The sequence below is a fragment of the Listeria grayi genome, assembly GCF_900638015.1.
Lineage (GTDB): Bacteria > Bacillota > Bacilli > Lactobacillales > Listeriaceae > Listeria > Listeria grayi.
Genome location: NZ_LR134483.1, coordinates 2,521,092 through 2,547,013, shown reverse-complemented (window position 1 = coordinate 2,547,013; position 25,922 = coordinate 2,521,092). Strand labels below are relative to the sequence as shown.

Annotated in this window: 24 protein-coding genes; 20 read left to right on the top strand and 4 right to left on the bottom strand. The window is 41.5% G+C overall.

What is annotated here, in order from left to right:
- The first annotated feature begins 46 nt into the window (after nucleotides 1-46).
- From EL241_RS12500 to EL241_RS12490, 3 genes are all read left to right on the top strand, one after another.
- The gene (locus tag EL241_RS12500; protein WP_052009163.1) at nucleotides 47-1,660 is read left to right on the top strand and encodes a peptide ABC transporter substrate-binding protein; all 1,614 of its coding nucleotides are present in this window, start codon (nucleotides 47-49) and stop codon (nucleotides 1,658-1,660) included.
- A gap of 165 nt (nucleotides 1,661-1,825) precedes the next feature.
- Complete coding sequence (locus EL241_RS12495) at nucleotides 1,826-2,161, top strand: YxeA family protein (RefSeq protein WP_036105864.1); 336 nt, start codon at nucleotides 1,826-1,828, stop codon at nucleotides 2,159-2,161.
- A gap of 16 nt (nucleotides 2,162-2,177) precedes the next feature.
- Nucleotides 2,178-2,369: a hypothetical protein gene (locus EL241_RS12490; protein ID WP_115345989.1), complete on the top strand. Its 192-nt coding sequence runs from the start codon at nucleotides 2,178-2,180 to the stop codon at nucleotides 2,367-2,369.
- A gap of 45 nt (nucleotides 2,370-2,414) precedes the next feature.
- Here EL241_RS12490 and EL241_RS12485 read toward each other — a convergent pair whose 3' ends face one another.
- Nucleotides 2,415-4,154, bottom strand: coding sequence for a glycosyltransferase family 2 protein (locus EL241_RS12485; RefSeq protein WP_052009162.1), 1,740 nt, complete (start codon nucleotides 4,152-4,154; stop codon nucleotides 2,415-2,417).
- A gap of 217 nt (nucleotides 4,155-4,371) precedes the next feature.
- Between EL241_RS12485 and lipL the strand changes: the two genes are divergently transcribed.
- Nucleotides 4,372-5,217: a lipoyl-[GcvH]:protein N-lipoyltransferase gene (gene lipL / locus EL241_RS12480; RefSeq protein WP_003758737.1), complete on the top strand. Its 846-nt coding sequence runs from the start codon at nucleotides 4,372-4,374 to the stop codon at nucleotides 5,215-5,217.
- 16 nt (nucleotides 5,218-5,233) lie between these two features.
- Nucleotides 5,234-6,553 carry an HD domain-containing protein gene (locus EL241_RS12475; RefSeq protein ID WP_003758738.1) on the top strand — a complete coding sequence of 440 codons (1,320 nt, stop codon included), beginning with the start codon at nucleotides 5,234-5,236 and terminating at the stop codon, nucleotides 6,551-6,553.
- A 31-nt stretch (nucleotides 6,554-6,584) separates the two neighbouring features.
- On the opposite strand, the gene EL241_RS12470 is transcribed toward EL241_RS12475, so the two are convergent.
- Nucleotides 6,585-6,770 carry a 2-hydroxymuconate tautomerase gene (locus EL241_RS12470; protein WP_003758739.1) on the bottom strand — a complete coding sequence of 62 codons (186 nt, stop codon included), beginning with the start codon at nucleotides 6,768-6,770 and terminating at the stop codon, nucleotides 6,585-6,587.
- A gap of 60 nt (nucleotides 6,771-6,830) precedes the next feature.
- Between EL241_RS12470 and EL241_RS12465 the strand changes: the two genes are divergently transcribed.
- From EL241_RS12465 to EL241_RS12440, 5 genes are all read left to right on the top strand, one after another.
- Nucleotides 6,831-7,481 carry a site-2 protease family protein gene (locus EL241_RS12465; protein WP_036105860.1) on the top strand — a complete coding sequence of 217 codons (651 nt, stop codon included), beginning with the start codon at nucleotides 6,831-6,833 and terminating at the stop codon, nucleotides 7,479-7,481.
- A 74-nt stretch (nucleotides 7,482-7,555) separates the two neighbouring features.
- Nucleotides 7,556-8,008, top strand: a complete 453-nt coding sequence (locus EL241_RS12460; RefSeq protein WP_036105857.1) for a YwiB family protein — start codon at nucleotides 7,556-7,558, stop codon at nucleotides 8,006-8,008.
- Nucleotides 8,005-9,675: an arginine--tRNA ligase gene (argS, locus tag EL241_RS12455; RefSeq protein WP_036105855.1), complete on the top strand. Its 1,671-nt coding sequence runs from the start codon at nucleotides 8,005-8,007 to the stop codon at nucleotides 9,673-9,675. Before EL241_RS12460 ends, argS begins: the two co-directional genes overlap by 4 nt.
- Before the next feature lie 380 nt (nucleotides 9,676-10,055).
- Entirely contained in the window at nucleotides 10,056-10,559 is a 504-nt protein-coding gene (rpoE, locus tag EL241_RS12450) for a DNA-directed RNA polymerase subunit delta (RefSeq protein ID WP_036105852.1), read from the top strand.
- A gap of 271 nt (nucleotides 10,560-10,830) precedes the next feature.
- A complete protein-coding gene (locus EL241_RS12440; RefSeq protein ID WP_003758749.1) occupies nucleotides 10,831-12,426 on the top strand; it encodes a CTP synthase in 1,596 nt (531 codons plus the stop codon).
- A gap of 44 nt (nucleotides 12,427-12,470) precedes the next feature.
- Here EL241_RS12440 and EL241_RS12435 read toward each other — a convergent pair whose 3' ends face one another.
- Together EL241_RS12435 and EL241_RS12430 are read right to left on the bottom strand one after the other, a co-directional pair.
- Nucleotides 12,471-13,103: a LysE family translocator gene (locus EL241_RS12435; protein WP_036105851.1), complete on the bottom strand. Its 633-nt coding sequence runs from the start codon at nucleotides 13,101-13,103 to the stop codon at nucleotides 12,471-12,473.
- Nucleotides 13,104-13,179: 76 nt separating this feature from the next.
- Nucleotides 13,180-14,982 (bottom strand): GW domain-containing glycosaminoglycan-binding protein, encoded by a 1,803-nt coding sequence (locus EL241_RS12430; protein WP_232020833.1) that lies wholly within the window; start codon nucleotides 14,980-14,982, stop codon nucleotides 13,180-13,182.
- A gap of 505 nt (nucleotides 14,983-15,487) precedes the next feature.
- Between EL241_RS12430 and fba the strand changes: the two genes are divergently transcribed.
- The 10 genes from fba to EL241_RS12380 all read left to right on the top strand — a co-directional run bounded on the left by fba (nucleotide 15,488) and on the right by EL241_RS12380 (nucleotide 25,796).
- Entirely contained in the window at nucleotides 15,488-16,342 is an 855-nt protein-coding gene (fba, locus tag EL241_RS12425; RefSeq protein WP_003758756.1) for a class II fructose-1,6-bisphosphate aldolase, read from the top strand.
- A 274-nt stretch (nucleotides 16,343-16,616) separates the two neighbouring features.
- On the top strand, nucleotides 16,617-17,903 hold the full coding sequence (locus tag EL241_RS12420; protein WP_003758758.1) for a glycosyltransferase family 4 protein: 1,287 nt from the start codon (nucleotides 16,617-16,619) through the stop codon (nucleotides 17,901-17,903).
- The gene (locus EL241_RS12415) at nucleotides 17,896-18,921 is read left to right on the top strand and encodes a glycosyltransferase family 4 protein (RefSeq protein WP_126320631.1); all 1,026 of its coding nucleotides are present in this window, start codon (nucleotides 17,896-17,898) and stop codon (nucleotides 18,919-18,921) included. The genes EL241_RS12420 and EL241_RS12415 overlap by 8 nt, the downstream gene beginning before the upstream one ends.
- 2 nt (nucleotides 18,922-18,923) lie before the next feature.
- Nucleotides 18,924-19,979 carry a lysylphosphatidylglycerol synthase transmembrane domain-containing protein gene (locus EL241_RS12410; protein ID WP_036105558.1) on the top strand — a complete coding sequence of 352 codons (1,056 nt, stop codon included), beginning with the start codon at nucleotides 18,924-18,926 and terminating at the stop codon, nucleotides 19,977-19,979.
- 90 nt (nucleotides 19,980-20,069) lie between these two features.
- Nucleotides 20,070-21,344 carry a UDP-N-acetylglucosamine 1-carboxyvinyltransferase gene (locus EL241_RS12405; protein WP_036105789.1) on the top strand — a complete coding sequence of 425 codons (1,275 nt, stop codon included), beginning with the start codon at nucleotides 20,070-20,072 and terminating at the stop codon, nucleotides 21,342-21,344.
- 99 nt (nucleotides 21,345-21,443) lie between these two features.
- Nucleotides 21,444-22,715, top strand: coding sequence for a transcription termination factor Rho (gene rho, locus EL241_RS12400; RefSeq protein ID WP_115345986.1), 1,272 nt, complete (start codon nucleotides 21,444-21,446; stop codon nucleotides 22,713-22,715).
- A 101-nt stretch (nucleotides 22,716-22,816) separates the two neighbouring features.
- Nucleotides 22,817-23,062, top strand: a complete 246-nt coding sequence (locus EL241_RS12395; protein WP_003758770.1) for a type B 50S ribosomal protein L31 — start codon at nucleotides 22,817-22,819, stop codon at nucleotides 23,060-23,062.
- Nucleotides 23,063-23,236: 174 nt separating this feature from the next.
- Entirely contained in the window at nucleotides 23,237-24,493 is a 1,257-nt protein-coding gene (locus EL241_RS12390) for a M20/M25/M40 family metallo-hydrolase (protein WP_036105560.1), read from the top strand.
- A 15-nt stretch (nucleotides 24,494-24,508) separates the two neighbouring features.
- The gene (locus EL241_RS12385; protein WP_036105562.1) at nucleotides 24,509-25,309 is read left to right on the top strand and encodes a DUF3100 domain-containing protein; all 801 of its coding nucleotides are present in this window, start codon (nucleotides 24,509-24,511) and stop codon (nucleotides 25,307-25,309) included.
- Nucleotides 25,302-25,796, top strand: a complete 495-nt coding sequence (locus tag EL241_RS12380; protein WP_036105563.1) for a hypothetical protein — start codon at nucleotides 25,302-25,304, stop codon at nucleotides 25,794-25,796. The genes EL241_RS12385 and EL241_RS12380 overlap by 8 nt, the downstream gene beginning before the upstream one ends.
- The last annotated feature ends 126 nt before the right edge of the window (nucleotides 25,797-25,922 follow it).

Here is a 25,922-nt window from a genome sequence, read left to right as displayed (position 1 = left end):
CAATTTGTTTAAACGTAAGGGGTTTTACATCAGTATCCTAGCGATAATGATGTTAGTTGTACTTACTGCATGTCAAAGTAAAAATACAACACAAAGTAACAAAGCGAATAAACCAGCTCAAGTTGTCAACATTATGGAAACAAGTGCCTTACCTAGTGCTAGTCCCACACTTGCAGATAACAGTGTGAGCTTCCGAGTGATCAATCAAATCTTTGAAGGTCTGTATCGCTTAGATAAAAAAGGAAAACCACAGCTAGCGCTCGCAGCAGCAGAACCGAAAATCGAAAACAATGGTAAAACATACATTTTTAAAATAAGAAAAGATGCAAACTGGTCGAACGGCGATCCGGTAACTGCCGCGGATTTTGAATATGCTTGGAAAACAGTAGTTGATCCGAAGACCGCTGCGGCATATGGCCCGCAAATGGAAGAAATCGTTAAAAATGCTACTCCAATATTAGCGGGTAAAAAAGATCCTGATACATTAGGCGTAAAAGCATTGGATGAAAAAACACTGCGTGTCGATCTGGAAAATCCGGTGCCGATTTTCAAAGAATTGCTTACGACAGGTACGTTTTTTCCGCAAAACAAAGCCTATGTCAAAAAGCAAGGCGATCGTTATGCAACAGCGAGTCGTTATTTGATCTCCAACGGTCCGTACAAATTAGATAATTGGAATGGAACCAATCTTACTTGGGATTATGTGAAAAACGATACGTATTGGGATGCGAAGAATGTAAAAACTAAGAAAATCCACGTAACTGTTGTAAAAGATACAAATGCCGCTTTAAATTTATATACGACTGGGAAATTAGATCGTGTGACGCTGGACGGTGATTTTGTAAAGCAATATGAAAAAAATAAAGCTTTCCATCGCATTGCTACAGGGCGTTCGATCTACATGAAAATGAACCAAGGGAAAGACGGCAAGAAAACAGTGCTTGCCAATAAAGATATCCGAATCGCGCTGGCAACGGCTATCGACAAAGAAACAATGGTCGACAAGCTTTTGGCAGATGGTTCTAAGCCTTTAGACGGCAATGTGCCAGCAGGAATCATGTTTGATCCGAAAACAAAAGAAGATTTCCGCAAAGAGAACGGCAACCTACTTGGTTATCAAGTAGACAGTGCTAAAAAGCATTGGCAAAAAGGATTGAAAGAGCTCGGCAAAAAAGAGCTGACCTTAGCGCTAACGACTGGCGATACGTCGCTTGATAAGAAACAATCCGAGTATATCCAATCACAGTTGGAAAATAATTTACCAGGCTTGAAGATCAAGATTCGTAATCTTCCGACCCAAGCAAGTTTCAAAGCAGATGTTACTCAAGACTTTGAACTTCTACTTGGCGGTTGGGGCGGCGACTATCAAGATCCGCTGACCTATCTGAACTTGTTCATTACCAATAGCCCAGGTAACCATACTGGCTTCGAGAACGAGAAATACGACAAGCTGGTGCTAGGCGCGAAAGGTAAGCTGTCTAATGATGTTGAAAAACGCTGGACCGCTTTACTGCAGGCTGAGCGGATCCTAATAAAAGATAATGCAGTTTTGATCCCGCTTTATCAAGGTGGCCGGGCATACTTGCAAAAAGATAACTTGCAGGATTATGTGACTTATCCGATCGGTGCTGAAAATTACAAATGGATCGTGAAAAAATAAAAATGAGCGAAAGAAAATCTGAAAAAGGTTTTCTTTCGCTTTTTTCGTGAAAAGCAATTTTTAGAAATCAGCCTCAAGGAGTATTATTTTTCAGTCGGAAGCCGTTCGCTGCTTGTTTTCTTTATTAGCTATAATAAGGATAACAACAAAAAGGGTGTGAGGAAATTGAAGAAAGGGATACTTGGTCTTTTGACAGCGCTACTTATCATCACGGTTTTTATTGTAGAATTTCAAACACCTGCTGCTTCCGCAGATACTTATTACATAGCGGTTGAAAAAGCAGGGAAACCCATTCACCGCAATAATTTCCATGGATACTTATTTAAAGAAAGATGTATGAATCGCAATGGAGAAAGAAAAACAATTGAATTTTTGAGTAGTAAGAGTTTAGAGCGGCATAAACGCTACAAGGTGATTATCCGAGCAAATAATTTATTAGTAAATGCGACGCCGATGAGTGATAAAGGTGGCAGCGCAGTTCAATATTTAGATGAAAAATAGAAACGGAGGAAACGCTATGCGTCATATTTTAAAAATCATTGTCACTATTATTCTGGTATTGATCGGATTTAACATCGCGCTGCATTTGATCGGAAAGCTGTTCTCAGTTATTATCCCGATAGTCATTTTGGCAGCGATCTGTTTCGGACTTTACCGGATCTGGTATCACCAGAACAACCGCAGACATTCGGATCAATTTTTTGATTGAACGAGTAACAGCAGCCTCCTGAGTATACAGGAGGCTGCTGTTTTTTCATTGAATAGGTAAGCGCAATAATGGCGAGAGTTCGATGTGTGTGGGATGCGCTTTTTGCCAGCAACGTTTGTTGAGCTGTAGTTGGATGACAGTAGCATCTGCAGATTCTTCTGCTTGGATGATTACTGCCGGAAATTTCTTGTCTTGCAATTGCAGTGTAACAGCAGCGTTCAATTTATACGGTGCGCCGTTTAGTTGAAGTGTACATTGTTTTTTAAACGGTCTCCATTCTTGGCAAGTGGCGCTGATATGTTTTGCGTCAGCGACCTGCAACGATAGGAAATCATTTTCCGTAAAATAGGGACGAATCGTTTTCTGAACAGCTGCATGGGCAGTCAGGATACTGGTTTTTTGGGAATAGGGATAAGGTTCTCGCACTTTTCCAATTCGTCTGGTGAGCTTGAAACGCTGGAAATGAAGTGTTAAAAAGAAATCCCAAATTTTTTTCTGGACGAGTAACTGCGCATGCTCGGCAAATGTAATATCAAAGATAAATGTACGATTGCCGTGCTGCTTTTGTAGCGGGATCGTGATCTGCTCTGTTTTGTTACGGTCATAGAGTAAGATTTCTGGTTGGAAATGAAGTCCCTTGATCATATCCCCCAGCTCGATCTCCAATTGAAGCCGTTCTGCATCTAAATCGAACTTTGTAATGGAAATGACTGGTTTGATATAAGCGTTGAGATTCTGTTCTCCCAATCCATGAGCAGTTTGTATCTGGCCAAAGATCTGCGTACCTTTCACAGTGAAAGCATCAAATAACTGATTGGTGATTCGATATTCGAAGTCTTCATAGGCAGCGAGATCCAAGGCGCGTCCTGCGGATAACAATATTTGCAGATTGGCGGGTAGGTGCTCATCGACAGTAGTGGGAATCTGTAAAGCAAAATCATTTAATTGGGCGAACCATTCTGTTTTTTCTTGGGGATCGGCGATTTTTTGTGTGAAATTTGTAGTTCGAGAATGCATAAAATGACGTTTAACAAATACGGCGGCAATGCTATCTTTATTTTCACGGTCGCTTTCATAAATCGCTTGCATGATCTTTTTCATGACTAGATAGAACTTGTCGGGAGCAACATATGCAGCGCTCATATGGTCGCCTTCCCGCGTTACTAAGTAGTAATAATCTTTCTCAGTCAATACAGAGATCGTTTTGGCTTGTAAGTAAGCCTGCATCGTAAATAACTGATCTTCGGCACTTTTAAGATCGACAGGGAAGTAGATATTGTGCTCGCGAAGTAGCTTGGTTTGAAACATTTTTGTCGGACTTAATGTGTAAATGATCTTGGATGCTACCAAGTCCACCGCTGGAGCAGTTTCTTGGAACATCGATTTTGGGACGCCCCGACCATTTACGCCTTTCATTTTGAATAAAAGAACCTCTGACTGGTGATTTTCGATCATCGTTTCTGCATCCCGAAGCAGATCTGGATGAAGGTAGTCATCAGCATCTAAAAAGAGAATGAATTCTCCTTGCGCCTCTTTGATCACGGTATTACGAGGCTTGCCTGGTCCTCCGGAATTCTCCGGTAATTTTATCAAGCGAAGATCAAGTGTTCGTTGGTAGGGTTCGATTATCTCTATTGTCTTATCCGTTGAGCAATCGTCAACGATGAGAACCTCTACCTTTGATAAATCAAATTGCTGATTAGCGATGGATTCCAACCCTTCACTAATAAAAGCTTCTGCATTGTATGCGGCAATGCCAATGGTAAACCTCTTGTTGCTGATCATAATATCAAAACCTTTGCTTTGGAGTAATGCTATTTGAAAAGTTTTACTATTTCAAATAGTGTAATTTGTGAAATGTCTAATTAGGAGTATACATTACAATAAAGAGAAATGATAATATTTTATGAAGAATAATTTTAGAATGGTGTCAAATGGGGGTTTTGTCTATAACTCTATGCTATAATGACAAAAAGAAAATGCAAAAGAGAGGAAAGAAATCATGGAGAAAGAAAATCACGAACTTCTGAGTCAGTCCGAGTGGCGCTTTGTGGATCACAGCACTGTTCAGCTAGCTTTCGATGCCATCCAGTCCTTTGCTACCGATGATACGCTCTGCTATTCAGTAGGTTCTCATTTGGCGCCTCCAACGTTAAGAGCTTGGGTGCATGAAAAAACGATCTCGCTAGGGATCCAGGATTCCAAGCTACCGCATATAGCAGAAGGTATCGCTTATTTACAAAAAGAAGGATATCGTGTCGTTGTCCGTAATTCCGGAGGGTTGGCAGTCGTGTTAGATAAAGATGTCCTTAACCTCTCGATGATCTTGCCGGATGTCGAACGCGGGATCGCGATCGAACGAGGTTATGAAGCGATGTTTGCGCTCGTGAAGGAAATGTTCGCAGCAGAGACTGACAGGATCGAAGCAAAAGAGATCAAGCATTCTTATTGCCCAGGCAGTTTTGACCTAAGCATCGATGATAAGAAATTTGCCGGGATATCCCAGCGTAGAATGGCTAAAGGGGTAGCCGTGCAAATCTATTTAGGCGTAGCAGGAAATCAGCAGGCTCGCTCTGAATTGATCCGGACATTTTACCAAATCAGTGGTAGCAAGGAACAAACAAAATATGAATATCCGGAAGTCGATCCAAACGTGATGGGGACATTGTCGGAGCTACTTGGCGAGCCGCTCGACATCAACGCGGTGTTGATCAAAGTGTTGCAAACGATACATACTTACGCGGGTAAATTGACGTCGAGTCCACTGAATGCAGCGGAATTAGATCGATTTCCTGCTTATTACGAACGATTGATCAAAAGAAATGAAAAAGTATTGGAAAATTTATAGGAGGGAGTGGCGCTAATTGGATTATCTTGGAGAAAAATTAAAAAAAGAAAAAGTATTTAAAGATCCGGTCCACGGCTACGTACATGTGTATGATCAAATCATCTGGGATCTGATCGCAACAAAGGAATTTCAGCGTTTGCGTCGAATACATCAATTAGGAACCACTTCTTTGACTTTTCATGGAGCCGAGCATAGTCGGTTCAATCATTCTCTAGGCGTGTATGAGATCGTCAGAAGGGTGATCGACGTTACTTTTGCTACTGACTACCCAGTTAGCAAAACAGACAGGATAGTGGCGCTCTGTGCGTCCTTGTTGCATGACCTCGGACATGGCCCTTTTTCCCATGCTTTTGAAAAAGTCTTTGCGACCGATCATGAAGCTTTTACCCGCGCGATCATTACTGGTGAAACGGAAGTGGGTGCGGTATTAAGGCGAGTAAGCTCTGAATTTCCGTACGAAGTTGCCTCTGTCATTGCCAAAACGCATCCTAACCAAACGATGGTCCGGCTTATTTCGAGTCAGATCGATGCGGATCGAATGGATTATTTACTGCGAGATGCCTATTATACCGGTGTAAGCTACGGTCAATTTGACATGGAGCGGATCTTGCGTGTTATGCGGCCTAGTCCAGATGGAAATGGGATCATTATCAAATATTCAGGCATGCATGCAGTAGAAGATTATATTTTCAGCCGCTATCAAATGTATCAGCAAGTTTATTTCCACCCGGTCAGTCGGAGTGCGGAAGTGCTGCTTTGGAAAATCTTAGAACGAGTGAAGGCCCTTTATGAGGGTGGGTTTGAATTTCAAATGGAGCCGCGGGAGATCTTGCCATTTTTCAGCGATGAGGAAGTGCCACTGAAAACGTATGTGGAGCTGGACGATGTCGTGTTGATGTATTACTTTGCGAAATGGCAACAGGAGAAGGATGCCATTTTAAGTGATCTATGTCAGCGCTTCTTGAATCGAAGACTGCTCAGCTACATTGATTATAATCAAACAGAAGATGCTGACTTGTACGTCCGCTTAAAAGGTCTGCTGGAAAAAGCGGATATCGATCCAAATTATTATTTAGTCATCGATTTTTCAAGTGATCTTCCCTACGACAACTATCTACCGGATGATGAAGAAATGAAGGCGCCGATCCAATTGCTGATGGCGAATGGCGATCTGCATGAGCTTTCCACGGAATCACCGATTGTTGAGGTCTTGGGAGAAAAGCGCAAGACAGATATTAAACTATATTATCCGAAAGACCTGATCGAAAGCGGCAATATTGAAACAGAAGTTGCCGAAGCGATCATTGCGTTGCTACATGCGCATGAACAAAAATAAGCTGCGAGAATCCCGCAGCTTAGCTTGTTTTTTAATTGTCAGACTTGCGAACGCCGCCCACTCCGTAATCAGTAGGGCTCATTTCTTCTAAAAATACATGAATGTTTTCTTTTGGAGCTTTTAGGTTTTTAGAAACAACTTCGGTCACTTCTTCGACGAGAGCTTTCTTTTGACTATCATCGCGGCCTTCTAAAAATTTGATCGTAACAAATGGCATCTTAATCACCTCATTTTAGCAATTATTATATCATAAAATCATCGCAAAGGAGCAATTCAATTGCATTTTTTAGCCTACCCATTAGAGACAATACCTTATGTCATCATCACGATCTTAATCGCCTTTACCGTCCACGAATGGTCGCATGCTGCGGTCGCATTGTGGTTCGGTGACGATACGGCAAAGCGAGAAGGTCGGTTATCGATCAACCCTGTGGAGCATGTAGATATCTTCGGTTTGCTGATGATCATCATCGTCGGCTTCGGCTGGGCAAAACCCACACCGGTCAATCGCTTTAAATTACGGAACCGTAAGTGGGGCAGCATTCTTGTTTCGCTTGCCGGTCCACTCAGCAACTTCTTGCTGGCAGCTATCGGAGTAATCATTTATGTGCTGATCGTCAGCAATGGCGGCATGCTCTATAACAATATATTCACAGATTTTTTGAATATCTTTATCCAGTTGAATATCGTATTATTCGTTTTTAACTTGATTCCTCTTCCTCCGCTGGACGGTTATCAGATCTTGATAGAATTCCTGCCATTGTCTGCTCGGGAAAAACTACAGCCAGTGGAACAGTATTCGATCTTGATTTTACTCGTGATCGCACTTACGCCGATTGCCAATTTTACGATCACACCAATCTTTAGTTATCTCATTCCGGGGATTTTTGAAGGAATGATGCATTTCTTCTTGACGCTCCTCGGCTGACAGGTTGCTTTTTAACGAAAATTTCACTATAATGGAACTCGTCTATTCTTCTGTCAGAAAGGGGTTTGAATGGCATGGCAAATGAACAAATGGAACGTATTCCGGTTAAGATCCAAGTCTTGACGGTCATCAGACAAATGGATGCGGAAGAGCAAACGGAAATGTCGGTTTCAGGCGTTTTTTACAAGGAAAACAATGCCTATTACCTTCAATATGAAGAGAAGCAAGAAGCGGGAAGTATTCGGACTGTCTGGAAAAGCTCGGCACGAGAACTTTTGTTGCTGCGGAACGGCGCCGTTTCTATGCGAATGCATTTTTTGAAAAATAAAAATAAAAGCAATGCTCATGTGAATACTGGTGCGGGAAAAATCGCTTTTGAAACGGAATTGCTTTCTTTTCAAGAGGATTACCAAACAGGAGAAGCGCTATTTTTAGGAAACATGAGTTTTCAATATGATTTATTAAGTCAAGCGGAGCCGATCGGTTCCTATACGGTTACATTGAAAATGGAGGAGGATAAAGCATGAATGTCATTCAAAAAAGTCAAAAACAGCTGATCGAGCAGATCAAGGCTGCAACGGTGGCAGCGTTAGGACTATCAGAAAGCGAGATTCCTGATATTTTATTAGAGGTGCCAAAGGAGAAGCAGCATGGTGATTATTCTACTAATATCGCAATGCAGCTGGCTCGAGTAGCGAAAAAGGCACCCAAACAGATCGCAGAGGCGATCATCAAAGAAATCGATACTGAAGATAGCTTGATTCGTAAGATCGATGTGGCTGGTCCAGGTTTTATCAACTTTTTTGTTGACAATGCGTATCTTACTGAATTGGTACCTGTTATTTTGGAAGCAGGCGACAGCTACGGCGAGTCTGATTTTGGTAAAGGTCAAAAGATCCAGCTTGAATTTGTATCGGCTAATCCTACAGGAGACTTGCATCTGGGACATGCCCGCGGTGCAGCGATCGGAGACTCTCTAGCCAACATTCTTTCTACAGCGGGTTTTGATGTTTCCAGAGAGTACTATATCAATGATGCCGGAAATCAGATCAATAACTTAGTTCTATCTGCAGAAGCTCGCTATTTTGAAGCGTGCGGTATCGATAAGCCATTTCCAGAAGACGGGTATCATGGTGTTGATATCAAAGAATTGGGGAATAAGCTTTTTGAAAAATACGGCGACAAATATATCGAAGCGGAGGAGCAAGAACGCCGCGATGTTTTCCGTACCGAAGCACTAGCTTTTGAGACGGCTAAGCTGCGAACAGACCTTGAAGCATTCCGCGTAGGATTTGATAATTGGTTCTCGGAATCATCACTATACGCAGAAAATAAAATTTTGCCAACGCTGGAAGTACTTCGCAAAAATGGCTACGTTTATGAACAAGATGGTGCAACATGGCTGCGTACGACGGACTTTGGCGATGATAAAGACCGTGTTTTAATCAAAACAGACGGTTCGTATACCTATTTCTTGCCGGACATTGCCTATCATTTAAACAAATTGGAGCGCGGCTTCGATATCTTGATCGATATTTGGGGAGCCGATCACCATGGTTACATTCCGAGAATGCGCGGCGCGATCGAAGCGCTTGGTTATGCGCCGACACAATTGGAAGTAGAAATCATTCAATTAGTACATCTTTATGAAAATGGCGAACAAGTCAAAATGAGCAAACGAACTGGTAAATCTGTTACCATGCGAGACTTAGTGGAAGAAGTGGGGCTGGATGCAGTCCGTTATTTCTTTGCGATGCGTAGCTCAGATACCCATATGAACTTCGATTTGGGCTTGGCGAAAGCAACTTCCAATGAAAATCCGGTTTATTACGTGCAATACGCACACGCTCGGATCTCCAGCATCTTGCGTTCCGGAGAGGAACAGGGGATTGCTGTCAGTGATGGTCTGGATGTAAGCTTGCTGCAAACAGAGACAGAGATCGATTTGCTGAAAGTGCTGGGCGAGTTCAGCGATGTAGTTGCTGAAGCAGCTGCTAAACGTGCGCCGCATCGGATCGTAAGGTATCTAAATGATCTAGCATCAGCGTTCCATCGCTTTTACAATACAAATAAAGTATTGAATCCGGATGAAGCGGATATTTCAAAAGCAAGGTTAGCGCTTATCAAAGCTGCGCAAGTCACACTACGCAATGGTTTGAAACTCTTAGGAGTATCTGCTCCAGAAAAAATGTAAATAACAAAAATGCAGTGTCAAACAATTTCCGAAATGGTTAGTGTTTGACACTGTGCCTGAAAGATACTAAAGTTAGTTACAAAAGATGGATTTCAAACGGAGAGATTTAAAAAAATGAAGCGAATCATAATCTTAACAGTGCTGTTTCTATTTTTATGTGTGGCAGTCTACATACTGTATAACTACCAACTTGGCTCTATACCAATACTTTTGATTGCGATTTTAGTTTTTTATGTTGCGTATCAAATTTTAAAGTCGCGGTGAGAATGAAATATGTAGTTGTATTCCGTGCGGTTTCCATGTAAAATAGGGAAGTTAGATAATTTATAGGATAAATGAATAATTTTATAGATAGAGCATATAGAAAGGACGTGCCAATTTTGGATTACACTAATTTATCAGATGAACAACGCAGTGAATTGTCGTTGATTGAAATTGCACACCATCTTTTAGAAGAACGTAAAGAAGTCATTTCTTTCCCGGAATTAGCGAAAGAAGTTCAAGACTTTGTAGGACTTAATGATGATGAAATCAAAGATCGTTTAGTACAGTTTTATACAGATATCAATATCAACGGTAATTTTATTTCTCTAGGAAATAACATGTGGGGACTACGTTCTTGGTACCCGATCGATGCGATCGATGAGGAAGTACAAACACAAACTTCTCCTGTAGCAGAAGACGATCTATTAGACGATGAAGAATTTGTCGAAGAAGATGTAGTTGGCGAATTAGGCGAAGAATCGATCTCTCTAAGCGAAGCGCTTACGGATGACGACGATGATGATACGGATCAATTACCAGATGGAATCGAAGGCGATCTGGCAACAGTCGAAGATGATTACTCGGATGGCGATTATACAGAAGATCCAGAAGACAAATAAGTGTTCCCTCTCCGCGGTTGGAGAGGGCTTTTTTATTTATGTTTCAAGAAAGGCTTGACTTCTCTTAGCATAATGGGTAGTATTTTATTTGGGCTCCCTTTTATAGGGACAACGTATACGGTTAAATCATTGCTCCCTTACTTGTTTAAAAGTAAGCGGAGTTTTTTTGTTATTGTATCAATAAATGTATTAGGATTGTTATCGAAGGCAGTTCTTCCCCAGTAAGAGTAAGCATTCTTACATTCATTAACAGGAAGGAGAAGATTTTTAAATGACAAAGTATATTTTCGTTACAGGTGGAGTAGTTTCCTCGATAGGAAAGGGGATCACCGCTGCTTCATTAGGGCGTTTACTCAAAAATCGCGGGCTAAGTGTAACTATTCAAAAATTTGATCCATATATCAATGTGGACCCAGGGACAATGAGTCCTTACCAACATGGTGAGGTTTTTGTAACGGACGATGGTGCCGAAACCGACTTGGACTTGGGGCATTATGAACGTTTTATTGATATCAATTTGAACAAGTACAGCAATGTGACTACTGGTAAGGTATATTCGGAAGTAATCAAAAAAGAACGTCGTGGAGATTATCTTGGTGGAACGGTTCAAGTCATTCCGCATATCACAAACGAGTTGAAAGATCGGGTTTTCCGTGCAGCTCGGATGACGGATTCAGATATCATCATTACGGAGATCGGCGGTACGGTTGGAGATATCGAATCATTACCGTTTTTAGAAGCAATTCGCCAGATCAAAGGGGATGTTGGTGCGGAAAACGTACTTTATATCCATACAACGCTGATCCCATACATCAAGGCAGCGGGTGAAATGAAAACAAAACCAACCCAGCATAGTGTAAAAGAATTGCGTAGCTTGGGGATCCAGCCGAACATTATTGTTGTTAGAACGGAACAACCGGTTTCTCAAGAAATGAAAGAAAAGATTGCGCTGTTTTGTGATATCAAGGCTTCGGAAGTTATTGAATCCCGCGATGAAGACACGCTTTACAATGTGCCGCTTTCCCTTCAAAAACAAAAAATGGACGATATCGTATTGCGTCATTTAGAATTAGAAGCTCCGGAAGCGGATATGACAGAGTGGAAAGCACTTGTGGATAAAGTCATGCACTTATCGACGAAAGTGAAGATTGCATTAGTTGGGAAATATGTTTCCTTGCAAGATGCTTACTTATCCGTGGCAGAAGCATTGCGTCATGCTGGATTCAACCATAATGTCGACATCGATATCGACTGGGTAGACTCCGAATTGATCACAGCAGAAAACGTGAAAGAACGTTTGAAAGATGCAGATGGGATTTTGGTACCCGGCGGCTTTGGCGACCGAGCGATTGAAGGGAAGATCGCGACGATCCAATATGCACGTGAAAATAAAGTGCCGTTCTTCGGAATCTGCTTGGGAATGCAGCTGGCAACAGTTGAATTTGCCCGTAATGTGCTTGGCTTGGAAGGAGCGCATTCGGCAGAGATCGATCCGAAAACACCTTACAACATCATCGACTTACTTCCTGAACAGAAGCATATCGAGGATCTAGGCGGAACACTTCGTTTAGGTTTATATCCTGCCCGTATCAAAGAGGGAACAAAAACTTCTGAGGCGTATGGTAAGTCTTTAGTTGAAGAACGTCATCGTCACCGTTATGAATTTAACAATGAATATCGGGAAAGAATGGAAGAGGCTGGAATGGTCGTTTCCGCGACTAGCCCAGATGGACGTTTGGTAGAGGTAGTGGAATTACAAGATCATCCATGGTTTGTTGCTTGTCAATATCACCCTGAATTGATCTCGCGTCCAAATAGACCACAAAGTTTGTTCAACGCATTTATTGGAGCAACTTTAGCAAAATAAAATAAAAAGCAGCGTGAAGGTATAATCCTCTCACGCTGCTTTTTTTATTTAGGAGCTTTGGTCAAAAACAACTTTATTCCCATTGCGATAAGGATGGCTCCGGTCAGCTTGTCTAAGGATGTTTTTATTTTTGGGCTGTTCCTTAATTTCTTTGTTACATAAGCAGCGAAATTGGCAATAAAGAGACACCATATCAATCCGGTAAGTGTGAAAGTACCACCTAACAATAGAAAAGAAAGTGGAGAAGCTGCATTTTTATCCACAAATTGAGGAAGGAAAGCAACAAAGAACAGCGCAACTTTGGGGTTGGTCAAGCTGGTCAGCAGACCTTGTAAGTATATCTTTCTTATGGAGATCACTTTTGTAGCGACCACTTCTAGTTTATCCCCTTTTTTATTCAACAACATGGTAATACCTAAGTAAATGAGGTAGCTGACACCGATTAGCTTAATGATGTTGAAGAGGAGAAGTGATTTTGTAAGAATGATCGAAAGTCCTAAGGATACTAGGACGGTATGCGTTAGTGATCCAGTCATGATTCCCATGACGGAGTAAATACCAGCTGCTTTTCCTTGAGAAACGCTTCGACTGATAATGTACATGGTATCAACGCCGGGGATAAGATTGATTAAAATTCCTGTAATAAGAAAACTTTCGTAGTTAATGATACCGTGCATTTATTTTTACCTCCATGTACTTTGCAATAGAAAATTAAAAAAGGCTTGAATTGATTTTCAAGCCTTTCTTATATACTTATTTCAACGAACTGGCTTTTACCCAGCCAATTGCTTTAGAACCATCTAAAATGTGATACCACACAACTTTTTGAACGGTAGCGGTGCGGTCGATTTTTAGTGTCTTGCTTGCATAGCTGGAAAGAGTTCCTTTTTTGATCGAATTGTCGTCGACAGGAAGTAAGTAATAGCTGTCTGTTTTCTTCGCTACTTTTTTCGTTAGCGAAGCGGCCTTATCCGTTACTGCTTTTTTATAGAAGATCGAGAAAGCGCGGCTATCTGTCCAGCCAAGCGTTTTGCCATCTACACTGATTTGATACCAAGTAGATCGATCCGTCACGATTTTTCTGTGGATGCGGATCTTTTTGCTCTTGTAACTTGCTAGTGAACTGACTTTTTTTGCACCGGAAGTGTTAAATGGACGACTATAAATATTGTAGGTCGTTGCGTTTTTTACGGTAGCGTAGGCCGTATACGTGATGTCGGAGTAGATCGTATCGTATTTTTCAGCCGTATTGGCATTGGCGGTCAGGTTAGATGCCTGTGTCCACCCAAGAACTTTGCTGCCATCTTTGATGTGATACCATAAAACGTTTTTCACTGTTGCTTGTTGATAAACGGTGATTTTTTTAGAAGTAAGAGCTTTTAAAGTTGCTGTTCGGATAGGCGGATCAGCTACCGGTAATTGATAGTAATAAGCGCCACTTTGTCCTTTTTTCAAGTAGCGTGTCAGATTGACTGCTTTATCGCTGGATCCTTTTTTGTAGTAGATCGAGAAAGCTCGTGTATCTACCCAGCCGATCGTTTTACCGTCCACGCTGATTTGATACCAATTTCTGCTTGTTTTTGCTTTGCGCAGGATACGGATCTGTTTGGATTTATAATTAGCTAATGTGCCGACTTTTTTTGCGCCCGAAGTATTGTAAGGTTTGCTGTAGATGTTATAAGTCTTTGCGTCTTTTACATTTGCATAGGCTGTATATACGATATCAGATTTGATTTTTTCATAAACCTTCATGGCATCGTATTTTTCTTTGATCAATGTATTCAATTGACTAACGCTGTATCCCCATTGCGAGAAATAGCCGACAGGATCGGTATGGTTCGTACCGCCTAGATATTTTGTAACAGCGTTATGTGTCCACACGGTTCCTTTACCATCGGATTCTGCGCTGTCGAACGGCATATTGTATTGTCTTAGTAAATAAGCAGCATAATAGGCATAGTTATTGATAGAACGGGCAAATTCATCGAATGTTTTGTGACGTACAAGTTCAAATTGGATGAAGCGCTGGTTGGCATACTTACCGGCTCCCCAAACGGCATATTTTGTTGGATGGATCTGGATGATATGCGATTTGTCTACAAAGGCATGTACGAAAGCATTGTTGTAATTGTTAGACATATAGTTGATCTCACCTTGGATGGTAGAGGTCGGGTTGGCAGTTTCGTGTAAAACGATTCCTTCAGGTTTATCAGTCCCGTTGCGGTAGCCGAATTTAGGAAATTGTGATTTCAGCTGTTGTTCGATCTTTGCTGTCGAAAACTTTTTCTTTTTAATGTAATTATTGACATTTTCATAAGATGCTTTTGCTGCATAAGCACTAAAAATAGCATTTGTATCAGCTTTATAATCTTCGAATCCGTCATTTTCTTCCGTTGTTTTACCCTCACGGATATTTTTAGGTATATAAATGGAATCATCTTTAGTAGATTGTTCCGTTTTTGCTGTTTCTTTTGCGAATGGTTCTGCAGAAATAGTAGGAATTAATAAGACAGAGGCAAGGCTCAAAGAAACAATGGGTTTTAAGGCTTTTTTCAATAGAAAGCTCCTCCTTTTTTTATTGGGCCAGCAAATCAGACTAGCGTCCAATTTACATTATGACAAGAGCTCAGCACCCCGTCAATGGATAGATAGTTACATTTTATTTATATTTTTTGGATAGTGAGTAATATCAGGGGAAGGCTTTTTTCACAATACGGGAGGAAAGCCTTGTGAATACGGCTCGACAACCTTAGGACTAAGGGGAAGAAATTGTCACAAAAACGTCATATTCTTATAAGCGATGATGTATGTTTCATGAATAATAGGAAAACAAGAAGGGGGCTTATCTATAGAAAAGAAAAATCGGGAATCGCAAGAAGTAAAATAAATCTGGTTTTAAAGCGATTTCATAGCAATTTTTTTCCTCGTGGTTATGGTAAAGTCATCACAAATCTGTTATCATAATGATGTTAAGGAAAATGTCAGAGTTTTCCTGAAGTGAAAATTAAATCACAGTAGGAAAGTGAAAGCTTTTCTATATTCCTGAGGAGGAACAAGTATTATGCCAATCGTTAGCATGACAGAAATGTTAAAAAAAGCTTTAGCAGGCAAATATGCTGTAGGTCAATTCAACATCAATAACCTTGAATGGACACAAGCTATTTTGAAAGCGGCAGAAGCAGAAAAATCTCCAGTGATTTTGGGAGTATCTGAAGGTGCTGCTAAATACATGGGAGGATTCACAACTGTTGTTAAAATGACAGAAGGCCTTGTAGAAGACTTGAAAATCACTGTACCAGTTGCAATCCACTTAGACCATGGTTCTAGCTTTGATTCATGTAAAGCTGCTATTGATGCAGGATTTTCTTCTGTAATGATCGATGGTTCTCATCACCCAATCGACGAAAACGTAGCAATGACTAAAAAAGTTGTTGACTATGCACACGCAAAAGGTGTTTCTGTAGAAGCAGAAGTTGGAACTGTTGGTGGTACTGAAGACGGCGTAACAGGCGGAATCAACTATGCTGATCCAAATGAATGTTTACGCGTTGTTAAAGAAGCAGAAGTAGACGCATTAGCTGCTGCTCTTGGTTCTGTACACGGTCCTTATAGCGGCGAACCAAAACTTGGCTTCGACGAAATGAAAGAGATCTCCGAATTAACTGGTGCTCCACTTGTACTTCACGGTGGTTCTGGTATTCCTGAACACCAAATCAAAAAAGCAATCGAACTTGGTCACAGCAAAATCAACGTTAACACAGAATGCCAAATCGTTTGGACAGCTGCTGTTCGCGAAAAATTAGCTACTGACGATAAAGTTTACGATCCTCGTAAAGTTATCGGACCTGGTGTAGATGCGATCATCAAAACAGTTACTGAAAAAATTCAAGAATTCGGTTCTAACGGAAAAGCGTAAAGAGCTGATTTCACTAATATAATAAAAAAGATCAAGACAAAAGTCAGTAATGATGGATGTTTTGGTCTTTTTTTTGAAAAAATATCTTGTTGCACAAGTGATATGTTATGATAGTAAAAGCTAGCGTAAGAGTATATAATAGACTAAAATCATGCTATGGACGCATGCATAATAAATATAAATCCGTCATAATGAGAGAATAAGACAGATTCTGTAGATGTGCTATAATAAGAGTGCAATTGCTGAATTACTAGGAAGAGAGTAGGCGTTAACGATGAATATAGGAATTTTTACAGATACCTATAGCCCGCAAATCAGCGGAGTAGCAACATCTATTAAAATAATGGAAAAAGAGCTACGTAAAAGAGGCCATAATGTGTATATTTTTACGACTACAGATCCTAATGCCGATCGTGAAAGTGAAAAAGGCCGGGTATTCCGTATGCCGAGTATTCCGTTTTTGTTTTTCCCGGAACGCCGTATCGCAGTAGCAGGGGTCAACAAATTTATTAAATTAGTCGGTCAATTAGATTTAGATATTATTCATACACATACAGAATTTTCATTAGGGCTATTGGGTAAAAAAATCGCGAAGAAATATGATATCCCTTCTGTTCATACGTATCATACGATGTATATCAATTACCTGCATTATATTGCGAAAGGGAAGATCCTAACTCCTGCAATGGTCAAGCGCATGACAAAATCATTTTGTGAAAGCTATGATGCGGTGATCACCCCCACTTTAAAAGTGAAGCATCATTTAGAAGATTGTCGCGTGCATAAATGGATGTATACGATTCCCACTGGGACAGATTTAAGCTCCTTTTTACACGGTGACAACTATGACGATATCCGTGCACTAAAAGAAGAGATCGGTTTAGATGTCGATGCTCCGGTAGTGCTTTCTCTAGGAAGAGTTGCGCAAGAAAAAAATATCGATGCGGTCATCAAAGCATTTCCGGATGTTCTGGCCGATATCCCCAACGCGAAGTTAGTGATCGTCGGTGACGGGCCTGTTCGGCGCGACTTGCAAGAACTAACAGAAAAACTAGGTATGGGAGAAAACATCCTGTTCACTGGTGCAGTAGAATGGGAAAAAATAAGTAGCTATTACCAGCTGGCGGATGTATTTGTCAGTGCCTCTACTACCGAAACACAAGGATTGACATATGCGGAAGCAATGGCTTCGCGCCTACCAGTTGTCGCCAAACGGGATGAAAGTATCGAAGGCTTTTTGACCGATGGAGAAACTGCCGCATTATTCAAAGAAGATAATGAGATCGCAGCAGTCATCAAGCATGTCTTGCAAGATGCCACATTCAAAGAACACATTGCTGGATCTGGTTTAAATAAAGTACAAGAATTATCTGCAGATAAATTTGGAACGAATATCGAAAGTGCGTATATTGAAACTGCCAAACTGCATGTTGCTAAAAATAAGATTTCCGCTATTCGTGAGCGTTCTACGATCTTGAAAAGCAAATTAGCTTCACGTGTTTTTTCATTATCATCATCTACCAGTGTAAAACAGAAAGAGAGGTCAAGGAGTCGTGATTAAACTGACAATGCTATCGTCAGCGGAGAAAGTAAAAGGACAAGGTGTTGCTTCTGCTTACCGGGAGCTAGTCAATTTATTGGCAGAAAGGCTTCCGGATAAGATCGATATGAAGTTGAATGAGCGACGTCGATCTGATATCACACATTATCATACCGTTGACTTCCCTTTCTTTCTCTCTACATTCAATAAACGCAAACGAGGCGTTAATCTGGGCTATGTGCATTTTATCCCGGAAACAATGGAAGGTAGTTTGAAATTACCGTGGATAGCAAAGGTAGTTTTTTACAAGTATCTGATTGCCTTTTACAAAAGAATGGATCACATCGTCGTGGTCAACCCTTCCTTTATCCCCAAGCTTGAAGCCTATGACATCCCAAAAGAAAAAATCCAATACATTCCCAATTTTGTTTCCAAAAAATCATTTTTTCCGTATACCGCAGAAGAAAAAGAAACAGCTAGAAAAAGGTTGGGCATTGCCCCGGATCGATTTGTGGTACTTGGAAGTGGTCAAGTACAGCATCGCAAAGGAGTAATGGATTTTATCGAAACGGCGAAGCAACTTCCCGATGTTCAATTTATTTGGGCGGGTGGTTTCTCGTTTGGAATGATCACTTCAGGATATGAAGAATTAAAAAAAGTGTATGAAAACCCTCCTGCAAATGTAAAGTTTCTGGGTATCATTGATCGAGCACTGATGAATGAATGTATCAATGCTGCGGATCTCTTTTTCATGCCTTCCTATAATGAACTATTCCCGATGGCGATCTTAGAAGCGATGAGCTGCGCTGTACCCGTATTATTACGTGATCTAGATTTATATGAAGAAATTCTTACAGGCTATTATGCGGAAGCCCAAGATAACCAAGGTTTTAAAGAAGCGATCGAACGATTCCGCGAAGATGAAACTTATTATGAACATATGAAAGCGATGGCGCTTGAAGGAGCGGCTTATTATTCAGAAGATCGATTAGCGGCATGTTGGGATGAATTTTACCACAGTTTGCTGAATAAGGAGTGAATGTGGTGAACGCCAGAACAAAAAATGTGTTAAATATTCTTATTGTTTTAGTCATCAGTTTTGGCTTCGTTGCTTGGCAGTTTCGCAAAGTGGATTTTTCGGCTTTTGTAAAATCGTTGCGGAATATCAACTATTGGTGGCTTCTCATTGCTTTTATCTTGATGTTCCTCTATTGGCTTTTTGAAGCGATTGTTTTACACATGGCTGCTAAGCCGGCCAATCAGAAACAACATTTTCGTTCGTCGTTCCGCATCACTATGATCGGTCAATTTTTCAACACGATCACGCCGATGTCTACAGGAGGGCAGCCAGCTCAATTAGTAATGCTGATGAAGCAGGGAATGGATGCAGGGAAAGCAAGTTCGGTTCTGTTGATAAAATTCATCATCTATCAAGCCATGATCGTATTTAATTTTCTGATCGTCTTGATTTTTGGTCTGCATTACTTATTAAACGGTGTCCCGCAGCTCAAATATCTGGTGTTTATCGGCTTTTTGGTTCATTTAGCTGTTATTACCGCCTTGCTGCTGATTGCGAAAAGCACATTTTTGACAAAGCGGATCGTACATCTATTACTGATACCGGCACGACTTTTTATAAAAAAAGAACGGCACGAGCAACTGCGTTTTGCTTTGGATGAAAGAATCACGAGTTTTCATCAAGAAACTAACCGGATCGGGGCGGATAAATGGCTCCTAGTAAAGGCTTGCGTGATGACTTCTTTGCAACTATGGGTGTTTTTCGCAATACCATATTTTGTATTGTTGAGCCTGCATGTGGGTACGATCGGCTTTTTTGTTGCCATGACGTACCATGCTTTTATCATCATGTTTGCTACCGTAATGCCGACGCCAGGAGGAGCAGGCGGGGCGGAATATACATTTATGCTGCTTTTCGGTGCTTTACTGGTTCCGGCCGAGGCGCTTGCGGCGATGATCTTATGGCGGATCGTGACTTATTACAGCTGTATTATCTTCGGCGGGGCAGCGCTGCTTATCAGTGACGAAACGTCGAAACAACTCCGTTCGAATTTTAATGATATCAAGGATGATCTTTAAAAACAGCATGGCAAAAACATTGCAAAACCAAACTGTTTTAGCGATAATAGGGGAAAGTTGCTAATGCAAGAGAAAGAAGGTAAAGGCCAAATGACAAATAGTTTCATTGTTCATGGTGGGAAGAAATTAAAAGGAACTGTACAGATCGATGGTGCGAAAAATAGCGCGGTGGCACTTATACCAGCTGCGATATTAGCAGAATCGCAAGTGTCGATCGACGGCCTTCCCGATATATCCGATGTCCATACATTATACCGAATCATAGAAGAACTGGGCGGTACCGTTCAGGAAGATAAACATACAGCAGTGATCGACCCAAGCCATTTAGTGGCGATGCCGCTTCCAAATGGCAATGTCAAAAAGCTGAGAGCCTCTTATTACTTAATGGGGGCGATGCTAGGTCGTTTCAAAAAAGCGGTGATCGGTCTTCCGGGCGGCTGCTATTTAGGTCCGCGTCCGATCGATCAGCATATTAAAGGCTTTGTGGCTTTGGGTGCAGAAGTGACGAATGAACAAGGTGCGATTTATTTACGCGCTGAGAAGTTGACCGGTGCGAGAATCTACTTGGATGTGGTCAGCGTCGGGGCTACGATCAACATTATGCTTGCTGCTGTAAAGGCAGAGGGCAAAACAGTTATCGAAAATGCTGCCAAAGAGCCGGAAATCATTGATGTTGCTACATTACTAAACAATATGGGAGCAAATATCAAAGGTGCCGGAACAGATACGATCCGCATCAATGGCGTGGAGAAGTTGCACGGATGCAAGCATACCATTATCCCTGACCGGATTGAAGCGGGCACGTTTATGACACTTGCTGCTGCTTGTGGGGATGGCGTTACGATCCAAAATATCATTCCGGAACATTTAGAAGGAATCACTGCTAAATTACATGAAATGGGTGTTCCGATCGAATTTGGTGAAGATAGCGTGTATGTCGGACAAGCAAAGAATCTGAAAAAAGTGGACATCAAGACATACTCTTATCCAGGCTTCCCGACAGATCTTCAACAGCCACTTACGGCATTGATGATGCATGCGGAGGGAAGCAGTGTTATCACTGATACGATCTATCCAGACCGCTTTAAACATATTGCCGAGCTGGAAAGAATGGGTGGACGGTTTAAACTCGATGGCCGTTCAGCTGTTATCACGGGACCTGTTTCGTTAAAAGGAGCCAGCGTAAAGGCTTCTGATCTACGAGCTGGAGCAGCGCTGGTCATTGCCGCTCTGACAGCAGAAGGTGAAACAGAAATCACCGGTATCGAGCACATCGAACGTGGCTATACCAACATTATCGAAAAACTTTCCAATATCGGAGCAGACATCGAAAAAGTAACAACCGCTGATGTCGCGGCTCAATAAATGGAAATGAGGTAATCCCAAATTAACGGGATTACTTCATTTATCATCATTCCCCTTCCTTATGAAATATCAAAAATGAAAGACAAAGGTGGTAAACAGATGGCGAAAATGACGATCTCTTATTTAGAGGACTTAACGATCAAAGAAATTTATGCCTTGGCGAAAGAACATAAAATCAGCTACTATAGCAAACTATCGAAAAAAGAACTTATTTTTGCGATTCTAAAATCAAATGCGGAAAAAGAAGGCTTCTTTTTTATGGAAGGCGTACTTGATATTATTCCTTCCGAGGGGTTTGGCTTTTTAAGACCAATCAATTATTCTTCCAGCAGTGAAGATATATACATATCTGCTTCCCAGATTCGCCGGTTTGATTTGCGGACAGGGGACAAAGTTTCCGGAAAGGCTAGACCGCCGAAAGAAAATGAACGTTATTTTGGTTTGCTGCAAGTAGAAGCAGTAAATGGAGAAGATCCGGAAGTAGCGAAAGAGCGTGTCCATTTCCCTGGATTGACACCTCTTTATCCAGATCGGCAAATAAAATTGGAAACCGGGAAATTTCCGCTTTCAACGAGGACGATCGATATGATCGCGCCAATCGGCTTTGGTCAGCGAGGTTTGATCGTTGCACCACCTAAAGCGGGTAAGACGATCTTGCTCAAGGAAATCGCCAATAGTATCACAAAAAATCATCCTGAGGCCGAACTGATCATGCTATTGATCGACGAGCGGCCAGAGGAAGTAACGGATATCGAGCGTTCTGTAGAAGCGGATGTCGCCAGCTCTACATTTGACGAGCTACCTGAAAATCATATCAAAGTGGCGGAGCTCGTTCTTGAGAGAGCGATGCGCCTTGTGGAGCAGAAACGCGATGTCATTATTCTGATGGACAGTATCACGCGCCTTGCCCGTGCCTACAACTTAGTTATTCCGCCTAGCGGTAGAACGTTGTCAGGCGGGATCGATCCGGCGGCATTTCACCGTCCGAAACGCTTTTTCGGAGCAGCCCGAAATATCGAAGAAGGTGGTAGTTTGACGATTTTAGCTACTGCTCTGATCGATACCGGCTCGCGAATGGACGATGTCATCTATGAAGAATTTAAAGGAACCGGCAACATGGAACTGCATCTCGACCGTGCCCTTGCCGAACGAAGGATTTTCCCGGCGATCGATATGCGCAGATCCGGAACAAGAAAAGAAGAATTGCTATTATCTCAAGACAATTTAGAACAATTGTGGAAAATACGAAAAGTCCTGCCGCTGCAAGGAGACGGGCTTGATATCTCGGAACGTTTTATCCGCTATATGAAAAAAACGGAAACAAACACAGATTTTTACGAGCTTCTGCAGCAGGAAATGTTTAAAAAATAACCTTGCTTGTTTGCTTTACGCTTGTTATAATGAAGATACTGTGCAAGTAATGCAGTTAATAACTCTGTTTCAGATGATTCAGGGCGAAGGAGTTGAAAATAATGAAAAAAGAAATTCATCCGAATTATCGACCAGTTGTATTTGTAGATACTACTACAGATTTTAAATTCTTGTCTGGTTCTACAAAAAACTCCAGTGAAACAATTACATGGGAAGACGGAAACGAATATCCACTTCTTCGTGTGGAAATTTCTTCTGACTCTCATCCATTCTACACTGGTAAACAAAAACATGCTGCCGCTGATGGACGTGTTGACCGCTTCAACAAAAAATACGGCATCAAATAAGCTGCCTGAACTGAAAAATAATTGGAATGCACCTGTTTTTAACAGGTGCATTTTTTTGTGGTGTTAAATAACATACAATAATCACATTTATATTAGTTAATATTCGTGTTATTGGTGAAACGCTCTTGACAATATCGTTTTTTTCTCATAGTATAGTGGCTGGAGGCGAATAATATGTTTTTTGAAGAACGCTTTGAAGAAATGAAGACCATTGCCGCGCATATTTTTGATAATCCGGAATTAGGATACAAAGAATGGAAAACGAAAGAACTCGTGGAAACTTTTTTGAAAAAAGAAAATGCAGATGCGGAGTTGACGTATTTCAGCACGACCGGAATAAAAACTTATCTTAGCAAGGATAAACCGGTAACGATGGCATTCATTGCCGAATTGGATGCGGTCTATGCACCTAGTCACTTCAACAGTGACAAAGAAACAGGAGCTGCACATAATTGCGGTCACTTCACACAGATCACTTCGGCGCTTTCGCTCTATGCGTATTTAGCTGAAACGAAAATTTATGAAAACTGGAACTATAATGTCTGCTTTGTGTTTGTTCCCGCGGAAGAGTACTTGGATCTGGAATACCGTGAAAAATTGAAAGCACAGGGCGAGATCGTTTATTTTGGCGGAAAGCCGGAAGCGATGCGTTTAGGAGTTTTCGATGATATTGATTTTGGGGTTTGCGTACATAGTATCGGAGAGGAATTTTCCGAACCAACGATCGAGATCGATTGTGATCTCGCCGGATTTTTATATAAGCATTACCGTTTTGAAGGAAAAGCGGCACATGCTGGCTTTGATCCATTCTCCGGTGTCAATGCCTACAGCATGTCCACGCTTTTCAATGTTGGGCTGGGGCTAATGCGTCAGCAAGTCCGTGATGATCAGCTTGTAAGATTCAATCCGATCGTGATGGCAAGTGATATGAGTACGAATGTCATTCCCAATCATGTAACGATCGGAACGGATCTACGGACAAAATCGACGGATTATATGAAAACGGTGGCGAAGCGCTTGGATGATGTGGCTTTAGGGAGCGCCCAAGCATTAGGCGGGAAAGTAGAGATCGAGACGCAAATGGGTTATCTCCCATTTGTTCAGGATCGCTACTTGAATACCTTTGTCAAAACAGCATTTGAGGAAAATAAAAAAATCACCGCACTTATTGATGATCGGGGAGGCATCGCAGCAGCAGGGGATATCGGCGATCTCGCATTTATGTTTCCTTGTATCCAAATTAGTTATGGCGGTTTTGCCGGAACGATCCATGGCGATGATTTTAGAATGACGGATGAGGAATTTGTATTAACGACATTTCCCGAGTTTTTAAGCGAAGTATTGGTCAAATTAAACGATGTGGACAGAGACAAATTATACAAGCGTTCTTTTGCGGCGTATGAAGAGTTACTGCATTCGATCACTAATTAAAAAGGGGCTTATTGGATGAAAAATTATTTTGGGTATTTTATCGCCTTTGTACTGCTGGTCATCACTGTATCTGAACTGATCGGCATCAAGACGATCGAGATTGGGAAAGTAGATATTACGATCTTGCCGCTCGTTTTCGCGGTGGCGATCGGGATGATCTTTGGGATCCCATATTTTCGTAAGGGGATTTTTAAGAAAATATACAGTGAACATAATGTGAAATTTGCTGGAGGAAATCTGATTTTTATCATGCTGCCACTAATGGCACGGTATGGAGCAGATGTGGCGCCGCATATTAAAGATATTTTAAGCATTGGTTGGGTATTTGTAATTCATGAACTTGGTAATCTCGGAACAGTTCTGCTTGGGCTGCCGATTGCCATTGCATTGGGGTTGCGCCGCGAAGCGATTGGAGCAACTTTGGGATTAGGACGTGAAGGCGAGCTGGCATACATTTCGGAAAAATATACACTGAATTCTCCGGAAGGCCGTGGCGTCTTGTCGATCTACTTGATCGGGACATTGTTCGGTGCGATTTTCTTCAGTATTTTTGCGCCATTGCTTCTATATATCGGATTCGATATCAAAGCGTTGGCGATGAGCTCAGGCATTGGCTCGGCAAGTATGATGACGGCAGCTTCTTCCTCGTTGGTAGCGCAGTCGCCTAAAGAAATGGCAGGAACGATTACTTCTTATGCTGCTGCTAGCCAGCTGTTAACTAGCTTCTTAGGAACTTATATCATGGTGTTCTTAGCGGTTCCATTGCAACGCTTTATGTACCGCGTGCTAACAAAGGGAGGAAGAAAACATGCCTAACGAAACGATCACACGTAAATATGTCAAAACAGGATTGATCTTGTTGCTCAGCATTACGCTGATTTTATTCACGCAGCAAATCAAACTATGGAAAAATCCGGAATCGACACCAATCGAATGGCAGACTTTTGTAGGGCTGCTAGTATTGTGGGCATTCGCTTTTTTGGGGATATTGATTTCTGATCTGACGAAAAAAATCCCTGTCAGCTTCATCCGGAATTTCCCGGTTTTAGGCTGGGTATCACTAGTATCATTGATATTCTGCTTGATCTCCAATTTCTTTGTTCAAGTGATCGGAGCAGTTGATTTTTTATCGATCACTACGCCAGTCTTGGCCTTTGCAGGGATCTCTGTCGCTGATCACTTAGTCGACCTATCTAAGACTTCTTGGCGCGTTGCGATTGTCGCGATCTTTGTTTTCATTGGTATTTACTTAGGTTGTGCAGTTGTTTCACAGATCGGATTATGGATGACGGGAGCAATTTAAATCGATTTGAATAGGTAGACCGCGCAAGCATCCAACAATGCTGCGCGGTTTTATTTTTAGGTGGACTACTTGCCTCAATAGAGAATAAACATGTTATAATGATGTGGATGAATTTAGCCGAGGAGT

Bases quoted from the DNA above. Each gene is read 5' to 3' on its own strand.
- argS (WP_036105855.1), top strand. From the start codon at position 8,005: ATGAATGTCATTCAAAAAAGTCAAAAACAGCTGATCGAGCAGATCAAG.
- EL241_RS12435 (WP_036105851.1), bottom strand. From the start codon at position 13,103: ATGCACGGTATCATTAACTACGAAAGTTTTCTTATTACAGGAATTTTA.
- EL241_RS12420 (WP_003758758.1), top strand. From the start codon at position 16,617: ATGAATATAGGAATTTTTACAGATACCTATAGCCCGCAAATCAGCGGA.
- EL241_RS12485 (WP_052009162.1), bottom strand. From the start codon at position 4,154: ATGATCAGCAACAAGAGGTTTACCATTGGCATTGCCGCATACAATGCA.
- EL241_RS12395 (WP_003758770.1), top strand. From the start codon at position 22,817: ATGAAAAAAGAAATTCATCCGAATTATCGACCAGTTGTATTTGTAGAT.
- EL241_RS12470 (WP_003758739.1), bottom strand. From the start codon at position 6,770: ATGCCATTTGTTACGATCAAATTTTTAGAAGGCCGCGATGATAGTCAA.
- fba (WP_003758756.1), top strand. From the start codon at position 15,488: ATGCCAATCGTTAGCATGACAGAAATGTTAAAAAAAGCTTTAGCAGGC.
- EL241_RS12490 (WP_115345989.1), top strand. From the start codon at position 2,178: ATGCGTCATATTTTAAAAATCATTGTCACTATTATTCTGGTATTGATC.
- EL241_RS12385 (WP_036105562.1), top strand. From the start codon at position 24,509: ATGAAAAATTATTTTGGGTATTTTATCGCCTTTGTACTGCTGGTCATC.
- EL241_RS12440 (WP_003758749.1), top strand. From the start codon at position 10,831: ATGACAAAGTATATTTTCGTTACAGGTGGAGTAGTTTCCTCGATAGGA.
- EL241_RS12460 (WP_036105857.1), top strand. From the start codon at position 7,556: ATGGCAAATGAACAAATGGAACGTATTCCGGTTAAGATCCAAGTCTTG.
- EL241_RS12500 (WP_052009163.1), top strand. From the start codon at position 47: ATGATGTTAGTTGTACTTACTGCATGTCAAAGTAAAAATACAACACAA.
- lipL (WP_003758737.1), top strand. From the start codon at position 4,372: ATGGAGAAAGAAAATCACGAACTTCTGAGTCAGTCCGAGTGGCGCTTT.
- EL241_RS12405 (WP_036105789.1), top strand. From the start codon at position 20,070: ATGACAAATAGTTTCATTGTTCATGGTGGGAAGAAATTAAAAGGAACT.
- rho (WP_115345986.1), top strand. From the start codon at position 21,444: ATGGCGAAAATGACGATCTCTTATTTAGAGGACTTAACGATCAAAGAA.
- EL241_RS12380 (WP_036105563.1), top strand. From the start codon at position 25,302: ATGCCTAACGAAACGATCACACGTAAATATGTCAAAACAGGATTGATC.
- EL241_RS12390 (WP_036105560.1), top strand. From the start codon at position 23,237: ATGTTTTTTGAAGAACGCTTTGAAGAAATGAAGACCATTGCCGCGCAT.